10 protein-coding genes are annotated in these 7,970 nt (G+C 63.1%); 7 read left to right on the forward strand and 3 right to left on the reverse strand.

The features are described 5' to 3' along the window. Positions 1-238: 238 nt before the first annotated feature. Positions 239-769 (forward strand): RNA polymerase factor sigma-70, encoded by a 531-nt coding sequence (locus TZ03_RS27125; RefSeq protein ID WP_051101397.1) that lies wholly within the window; start codon positions 239-241, stop codon positions 767-769. 133 nt (positions 770-902) lie between these two features. On the opposite strand, the gene TZ03_RS27130 is transcribed toward TZ03_RS27125, so the two are convergent. Further along, positions 903-1,916, reverse strand: a complete 1,014-nt coding sequence (locus TZ03_RS27130; RefSeq protein WP_051101398.1) for a GNAT family N-acetyltransferase — start codon at positions 1,914-1,916, stop codon at positions 903-905. A 63-nt stretch (positions 1,917-1,979) separates the two neighbouring features. Next, on the reverse strand, positions 1,980-2,780 hold the full coding sequence (locus TZ03_RS27135; protein ID WP_051101404.1) for a substrate-binding periplasmic protein: 801 nt from the start codon (positions 2,778-2,780) through the stop codon (positions 1,980-1,982). A gap of 195 nt (positions 2,781-2,975) precedes the next feature. Between TZ03_RS27135 and TZ03_RS27140 the strand changes: the two genes are divergently transcribed. Beyond that, positions 2,976-3,527, forward strand: coding sequence for an exonuclease domain-containing protein (locus TZ03_RS27140; RefSeq protein ID WP_051101399.1), 552 nt, complete (start codon positions 2,976-2,978; stop codon positions 3,525-3,527). Positions 3,528-3,602: 75 nt separating this feature from the next. After that, the gene (locus tag TZ03_RS27145; protein WP_043203870.1) at positions 3,603-3,887 is read left to right on the forward strand and encodes a pyrimidine/purine nucleoside phosphorylase; all 285 of its coding nucleotides are present in this window, start codon (positions 3,603-3,605) and stop codon (positions 3,885-3,887) included. 113 nt (positions 3,888-4,000) lie between these two features. Here the strand turns inward: TZ03_RS27145 and TZ03_RS27150 are convergent, their stop codons facing one another. After that, on the reverse strand, positions 4,001-4,693 hold the full coding sequence (locus tag TZ03_RS27150) for an alpha/beta family hydrolase (RefSeq protein ID WP_051101400.1): 693 nt from the start codon (positions 4,691-4,693) through the stop codon (positions 4,001-4,003). A 50-nt stretch (positions 4,694-4,743) separates the two neighbouring features. Here TZ03_RS27150 and ccoN point away from each other — a divergent pair, with 50 nt between their 5' ends. Genes ccoN through ccoP form a run of 4 tightly spaced genes read left to right on the forward strand, consistent with a single transcriptional unit; the run spans position 4,744 to position 7,928 of the window. Continuing rightward, positions 4,744-6,168 carry a cytochrome-c oxidase, cbb3-type subunit I gene (gene ccoN, locus TZ03_RS27155; RefSeq protein ID WP_051101401.1) on the forward strand — a complete coding sequence of 475 codons (1,425 nt, stop codon included), beginning with the start codon at positions 4,744-4,746 and terminating at the stop codon, positions 6,166-6,168. A gap of 13 nt (positions 6,169-6,181) precedes the next feature. Further along, positions 6,182-6,790, forward strand: a complete 609-nt coding sequence (ccoO, locus tag TZ03_RS27160) for a cytochrome-c oxidase, cbb3-type subunit II (protein WP_013973492.1) — start codon at positions 6,182-6,184, stop codon at positions 6,788-6,790. Positions 6,791-6,795: 5 nt separating this feature from the next. Continuing rightward, on the forward strand, positions 6,796-6,990 hold the full coding sequence (locus TZ03_RS27165; protein WP_051101402.1) for a cbb3-type cytochrome oxidase subunit 3: 195 nt from the start codon (positions 6,796-6,798) through the stop codon (positions 6,988-6,990). Beyond that, on the forward strand, positions 6,987-7,928 hold the full coding sequence (ccoP, locus tag TZ03_RS27170; RefSeq protein WP_051101403.1) for a cytochrome-c oxidase, cbb3-type subunit III: 942 nt from the start codon (positions 6,987-6,989) through the stop codon (positions 7,926-7,928). The genes TZ03_RS27165 and ccoP overlap by 4 nt, the downstream gene beginning before the upstream one ends. Positions 7,929-7,970 lie beyond the last annotated feature (42 nt).

Below are 7,970 nucleotides of genomic sequence, written 5' to 3' on the forward strand. Positions count from 1 at the left end.
ACAAACGTAGGAGCGAGCGCCAGCTCGCGATGCGCCGCGCGGGCGGCGCTCGATCTCACAGGCACCAAACCTCTCAAGGCATACACCCGAAGCCAACCGCGCCTTAGAACCGAAATACACAGATACTAATTACATTTCGCATTTGACAATCATTATCATTCTGAATAATTTGTCGCACGTCGTAGGAAGCTTCCCAACCGTGGGTGCCTCCTTTCCCCTCTGTGACAAGGTGATTTCCATGGCGGAACAACTATCCACAAGTAAGTGCGATTCACCATTACTGCAGGCCTTCGTCGACAACCGCAGTATCCTGGTCAAGATCGCTGCCCGCATCACCGGTTGCCGTTCGCGCGCAGAGGATGTGGTACAGGATGCCTTTTTCCGGCTCAGCGCCGCCCCGCAGATCACCTCATCGTTCAAGGCCCAGCTGAGCTACCTGTTCCAGATCGTGCGCAACCTGGCCATCGATCACTACCGCAAGCAGGCAATGGAACTGAAGTACTCCGGCAGCGAGGAGGAAGGTATGAACGTGGTGGTGCAGAACGCCTCGCCGGAAGCCACCCACATCAACCGCGCCGCGCTGGATGACATTGCCAAGGCCCTGAACGAACTGCCCCAGCGCACCCGCTATGCTTTCGAAATGTACCGCCTGAATGGCGTGCCGCAGAAGGACATTGCCAAGGAGCTGGGCGTATCGCCAACCTTGGTCAACTTCATGATCCGCGATGCGCTGGTGCATTGCCGCAAGACGGCCAGTCGGCAGGGCTGAACCCTCAAGATTGCCAGGGCTGCTGTGGGAGCGGGTTCACCCGCGAACACCGGCGTAGCCGGTGCCATGCACCGCGTCGCACTCTTCGCGGGTAAACCCGCTCCCACAGGGCCGCAATGCGGCCCCATGGCCCTCAAGCCAGCTTGCAATGATCGAAAAACCGCTCCCGCCCCAGAATCATCAACGCCGCCCGCTTGTGCGGAAAGTCGAACTCCTTGTCGCAATGGAAACATTGGTCGTGCATGTAGCCGATCATCTTGCCATTGTCGGCGCGCGGCTCGGCCACCACCCGCTGAGTGCGCGGGTCATCCAGGAACAGGTAGTGCACCAACGCCGATAGCCAGCTGGCCACCTTGTGCGGCCCTCGGTGGCTCTCCTCCCCCACCAGCATATGGATACCGCGGTCGTAGTCATCGGCTGGGTAGAACGGTGCAATGCGGTCTTCCTTGGCCCAGTACGCCTCGAAGTAGGCAAACGGCTCGTCATCGAAACAACCGATCAACGTCAGCGTATGCGGGTCGGCTTCGAGCTTGCCCAGGTATTCGCGGTGCTGCGCCAGCGTGCCACCCTCCTGCCAGAACGCCTCCACCCGTGGGTTGTTCTGCCAGCGGTTGAAGCGTTCCAGGTCATGTTCGATCTCCAGGGTACGCAGCGATACCCAACTGCCCAGGCGCGCATCGAAGCGCCGGTACACTTCGCCACGCGGCTTGGGCGCACGGCGCGGGTGGCGCTTGCCGTTGCTGATCTGCATCTGCTGCGGATATGCCCCGGCGACCGACTCGCCCAGCCACGGCTGCGGCAACTGCCAGAACAGCGCGCGCTCGCACAGGTACTGGCCAGGCTGTTCAGCGGCCAGCAGCAGGCCACTGGTCAACGCCTGCGGCAGCACTTCGGGCAGATGCCAGGCCAGGCGCTGGCAGGCCGTGTCGCGGGACAGCAACCAATAGCAGGCGGCCCACAAGGCTTGGTAGGGGCGCTCGGGGCACAGGCGCTCAAGGTGAACCTGCAGGGTAGCGCCTGCCTCCAGGCGTAACTGGATCAGCGGGCGGCCTTCAAGGGACAGGCTCAGCCAGCTGTCGCCCTCCTCGGCACTGAGGCTGCGCCAGCGTGGCGGTGATTGTGGCTGCGAAGCGGCATCGAACGGCATGGGCTTGACTCACGAAAATGAAGAAAAGGCTCACTGCTGAGAACGTTGCCGCAACCCGGGAATTTAGTCTTGCGGCGCAGCCACCGTGATGCGGTAGGGCTCGAAGATGCGCGCCAGTTCGCCACTGTTGCGCAAGGCGCGCAGCAGCGCAGCGAACGACTGCTCGCCGATCGGCGCGCCAGGGCGCAGCAAGGCGTAGTGGTGGTAGACCTGGTCGATGCGTTGCGAGGGCATCAGTTGCTCGCGGCTGGCCGGGTTGCGCGCCAGGAAATCGCTGACGTACGAACGCGTGACCAGGGCGATATCGGCGCGGCCGGCCTGCACCATCAACAGGTTGCTGTCGTGGGAATAGGTCAGGGTCGCGTTGTAGGCCGTGCGCAGGTAGTCCGGGTCGGGGTTGAAGCCAGCGAACGCATAATGATAGCCATTGATCAGCGCCAGGCGCTTGCCGTGCAGGTCGTCGAAGTAATGCGGGTCGCGGGCATTGGCCTGCCGGGCGACGAATACCTCGGCGTCTTCCAGGCCCATGTCCACCGCCTGGTGGGCAATCTGCTGCCAGCCCCATTGCGGATTCTCGAAAATGGCCATGTCGGTGCGGCCCTGCCGGAAGTCACCAAAGCGCCGCTGGATGGAAGTGGGCACCAGGACGAAGTGGTACTGCTGCTGCGCACGGTTGAGCGCATCGACCAACTGCGGCAGCAGGCCGGTGTCGGAACCTTGCTCGGGGCGCACCGTGTAAGGCGGGAAATGCGCCGCACCAATCTTGACCTTGATCGCATCCGCGGCCCATGCCGGCGCCGCCAGCCAGAACATGGCCAGCAGCATGAGGGTGGACAAGGCCTTGAGGCCGGGCGCTGGAGTCAAGACGTACACTCATCACGGTTCATGCCTGGGTCCGTCTAAACTAGGCGTTTTCCGGGGGCCGCACAACTGCTGCCTCCGGCTTTTTGTGCCACTCGTTACGCCACTCTTTGTTTCAAAGCGGGCGGCAAAATGCCATGGGGTGCCGGATGCCCGGAGTTTGGCTACGCTCTAGCAGGATCTGCAAGGGAGCCTGGTATGGGCCATTGGTTGGTGATCGACCTGGAGGCCACCACCGACGATGGTGGATGGCCGGTCACAGAGATGGAAGTCATTGAAATCGGCGCAAGCCTGGTTACCCGCGAAGGCCGCGAGGTCGACCACTTCCAGCGTTTCGTAAGGCCGCGGCGGCGGCCGCAGCTGACCCCGTTCTGCCGCGAGCTGACGCACATCAGCCAGGCCAGCGTGGACAGCGCCGCGGCCTTCCCCGAGGTGTGGGCGTGCTTCGAACGCTGGCTGGGGCACCACCGTGGGCAGTTGCAGGCCTGGGTCAGCTGGGGTGACTACGACCGCCAGCAGTTGCATCAGGAATGGCAGCAGCATGGGCTGGATAGCCTGCTGCGCACCTTGCCGCACATCAACCTCAAGCAACGCTTCGCCAAGGCCCGCCACCTGCAGCGCCCCACTGGCCTGAAGGGTGCCCTGCAACTGGCCGGCATGCACTTTTGCGGGCAGCAGCACCGGGCGCTGGAGGATGCGCGCAACACGGCGCGGTTGCTACCGTTGAGCCTGCCAGCGAATGGTGCCTGAAAGCTGATGACGGGGCGGATGGGCTTGGGCATACTGGCCAGCCCTTTTTCATCCTCCCCTATTCAGGAGTCGCCCATGTTCCAGGTCAACGAGTACTTCAACGGCACCGTCAAGTCGATCGCATTCGCAGGCGAAGAAGGCCCGGCCACTGTCGGTGTCATGGCCCCGGGCGAATACGAGTTCGGTACTGCCAAGCGCGAGATCATGCACGTGGTGTCGGGTGCGCTGACCGTGAAACTGCCGGGTAGCGACAACTGGGAAACCTTCAAGGCGGGCGACAAGTTCAATGTTGCCGCTGACAGCAAGTTCCAGCTGAAGGTGGCGGTGGATACGGCTTACCTGTGCGAGTACCGCGACTAAGCGCCGGCCTGTACCGGCCTCTTCGCGGGCTTGCCCGCTCCCACAGGGTCAGCACAAGCTTCCAGGCCTGTGCAATACCTGTGGGAGCGGGCAAGCCCGCGAAGAACCCAGCGCTATTGGGACAGGAATTCGGCAACCTTCTCGGCCGCTGCCTGCAAATGCTGCTCATGGCTGAACCCCGAGGCCTTCAGCGGCTTCAGGTCATGGTCCGCCGCCACTAGCCAGCTCACCTCGATCGCTGGCGACAACGCATACCCCGCCACAGCCTCGCGGTTACCCAGTGCATCCCGCTCGCCCTGCACGATCAAGGTCGGCGTCTTCAATTCGGCCAGGTGCTCCACCCGTGGCTTTTCCGGCTTGCCCACCGCATAGAACGGATAACCCAGGCACACCAGCGCGTCCGCGCCCAGTTCATCGGCCAGCAGGCTGGCCATGCGCCCGCCCATGGACTTGCCGCCCACGGCTAGCTTGCCCGCGACCAAAGGTCGCACCTGCCGGTACACCTCGCGCCAGCATTCCAGCAACACCTTCTGCGGGTTCGGCGGCCGCTTGCCGCCGCCAACCCTGCGCTCGGCCATGTACGGGAACTCGAAGCGCACTACCGCTACCCCAAGCGCCGCAAGCCTTTGCGCCATTTCCTCCATGAACCCGCTGTCCATCGGCGCACCAGCGCCATGGGCCAGGATCAGGCAGCCCTTGTAGCCGTCCTTACCCTGAGCGTGCGGAAGATCGCAGCGCAAGCCTGGGACATTTCCGACCTTCGCCCATTGATCCCCGTCAATACCGGCACTTTGCCCATTAATCATGCTTGCCTCGCTGTAAAGCCTGCCAAATAACCGTGGATGGGAACCCATACATGAACACAACCAGCAGTACCGCCTATAACTACAAGGTGGTCCGCCAATTCGCCATCATGACGGTGGTGTGGGGAATCGTCGGGATGGGGCTCGGCGTCTTCATCGCCGCCCAGCTCGCCTGGCCTTCCCTCAACTTCGACCTCCCCTGGACCAGCTTCGGCCGCCTGCGCCCCCTGCATACCAATGCGGTGATCTTCGCCTTCGGCGGCTGCGCGCTGTTCGCCACCTCCTATTATTCGGTGCAACGCACCTGCCAGACCACCCTGTTCGCACCGGGCCTGGCCGCGTTCACCTTCTGGGGCTGGCAACTGGTGATCCTGCTGGCGGCCATCAGCCTGCCGCTGGGCTACACCAGCTCCAAGGAATACGCCGAGCTGGAATGGCCGATCGACATCCTGATCACCATCGTCTGGGTGAGCTACGCCATCGTGTTCTTCGGCACGCTGATGAAACGCAATACCAAGCACATCTACGTGGGCAACTGGTTCTTCGGCGGGTTCATCCTCACCGTGGCGATGCTGCACATCGTCAACAACCTGGAACTGCCCGTCAGCCTGACCAAGTCGTACTCGATCTACGCCGGTGCCACCGATGCCATGGTGCAATGGTGGTATGGCCACAACGCGGTTGGCTTCTTCCTGACCGCGGGCTTCCTGGGGATGATGTACTACTACGTACCCAAGCAGGCCGAACGCCCGGTGTATTCCTATCGCCTGTCGATCGTGCACTTCTGGGCGCTGATCACCCTGTATATCTGGGCCGGCCCGCACCACCTGCACTACACCGCCCTGCCTGACTGGGCACAGTCGCTGGGCATGGTGATGTCGCTGATCCTGCTGGCACCGAGCTGGGGCGGCATGATCAACGGCATGATGACCCTGTCGGGCGCCTGGCACAAACTGCGCAGCGACCCGATCCTGCGCTTCCTGGTCGTTTCGCTGGCGTTCTACGGCATGTCCACCTTCGAAGGCCCGATGATGGCCATCAAGACGGTCAACGCCCTGTCGCACTACACCGACTGGACCATCGGCCACGTGCACGCCGGTGCCCTCGGCTGGGTGGCGATGATCTCGATCGGCGCGCTGTACCACACCATCCCGAAAGTGTTCGGCAAAGAGCGCATGTACAGCATCGGGCTGATCAACGCGCACTTCTGGCTGGCGACCATCGGCACCGTGCTGTACATCGCCTCGATGTGGGTCAACGGCATCGCCCAGGGCCTGATGTGGCGCGCGGTCAACAGCGACGGCACGCTCACCTACTCGTTCGTGGAAACCCTGGTGGCCAGCCACCCAGGCTTCATCGTGCGCTTCGTCGGCGGCGCGATCTTCCTCAGCGGCATGTTCCTGATGGCCTGGAACACCTGGCGCACCGTGCGTTCGCCGGCGCTCGATGTCGCCCCTGCGAACGCCCAGCTGGCTTGAGGAGACCTGCCTGATGAAACATGAAGTCATCGAGAAAAACGTCGGCCTGCTGGCCTTGCTGATGGTGTTCGCCGTCAGTATCGGCGGCCTGACCCAGATCGTTCCGCTGTTCTTCCAGGACGTCACCAACAAGCCGGTGGAGGGCATGAAGCCCTACACCGCACTGCAACTGGAAGGCCGCGACATCTACATCCGCGAAGGCTGCGTGGGCTGCCACTCGCAGATGATCCGCCCGTTCCGTGCCGAAACCGAGCGCTACGGCCACTACTCGGTGGCCGGCGAGAGCGTGTGGGACCACCCGTTCCTGTGGGGTTCCAAGCGTACCGGGCCGGACCTGGCCCGGGTCGGTGGCCGCTACTCGGACGACTGGCACCGCGCGCATCTGTACAACCCGCGCAACGTGGTACCGGAGTCGAAGATGCCGTCCTACCCGTGGCTGGTCGCCCAGCAGGTCGACAACAGCCACACCGACACCAAGATGCGCACCCTGCGCACCTTGGGCGTGCCGTACACCGACGACGACATCGCCGGGGCCCGCGACGCAGTCAAGGGCAAGACCGAGATGGATGCCCTGGTCGCCTACCTGCAGGTGCTCGGCACCGCGATCAAGAACAAGAGGTGAGTGCGATGGAAATGGACATCGGCATGATCCGCGGCCTGGGCACCTTGGTGGTGATGGTCGCCTTCATCGGCCTCTCCCTATGGGTATTCAACCGCCGCCGCGACCGTGATTTCGCCGAAGCGCGCCTGCTGCCCTTCGTCGACGACCGCCTGCCCCCTGCCGGGCAGGAACCTGCTGCAAAAAGGAGTAACGGGCAATGACCACCTTCTGGAGTACGTACATCAGCGTACTGACCATCGGTAGCCTGATTGGCCTGACCTGGCTGTTGCTCGCCACCCGCAAGGGCCAGAGCAACAACACCACCGACCAGACCATGGGCCATAGCTTCGACGGCATCGAGGAGTACGACAACCCGCTGCCCAAGTGGTGGTTCTGGTTGTTCGTCGGCACCTTGGTATTCTCGGTCGGCTACCTGATCCTCTACCCAGGCCTGGGCAACTGGAAAGGCATCCTGCCGGGTTATGAAAATGGCTGGACCGGCGCCAATGAATGGCAGAAGGAAATGGACAAGGCCGACGCCAGGTTCGGGCCGATCTTCGCCAAGTACGCCGCCATGCCCGTGGAAGAAGTGGCCAAGGACCCACAAGCGTTGAAAATGGGCAGCCGCCTGTTCGCCTCCAACTGCTCGGTGTGCCACGGCTCGGATGCCAAGGGCGCCTTCGGCTTCCCCAACCTCACCGACAAGGACTGGCGTTGGGGCGGCGAACCGGAAACCATCAAGGCATCGATCATGAATGGCCGCCACGGCGTGATGCCGGCCTGGGCTGAAGTGATCGGCGAGCAGGGCGTGGCCGACGTGGCCGCGTTCGTGCTGACCAACTTCGATGGCCGTAGCCTGCCGGAAGGTGCCAAGGCCGACGCGGCCAAGGGCAAGGAGATTTTCGCCGGCAACTGCGTGGCCTGCCACGGGCCTGAGGGCAAGGGCACCCCGGCCATGGGCGCGCCAGACCTGACCCACCCGCAGGCATTCATCTACGGTACGAGCTTTGCCCAGCTGCAGCAGACCATTCGTTACGGGCGCCAAGGGCAGATGCCGGCGCAGGCCGAGATCCAGGGCAACGACAAGGTGCACCTGTTGGCGGCGTATGTGTATAGCCTGTCGCAGGATACCGCTGCTGACGCGGTGACTGCCAAGTGAGTTCGCCGGGAGAGATTCGGCGCCTGTGAGATCGAGCGCCGC

The sequence above is a fragment of the Pseudomonas sp. 10-1B genome, assembly GCF_000935045.1.
Lineage (GTDB): Bacteria > Pseudomonadota > Gammaproteobacteria > Pseudomonadales > Pseudomonadaceae > Aquipseudomonas.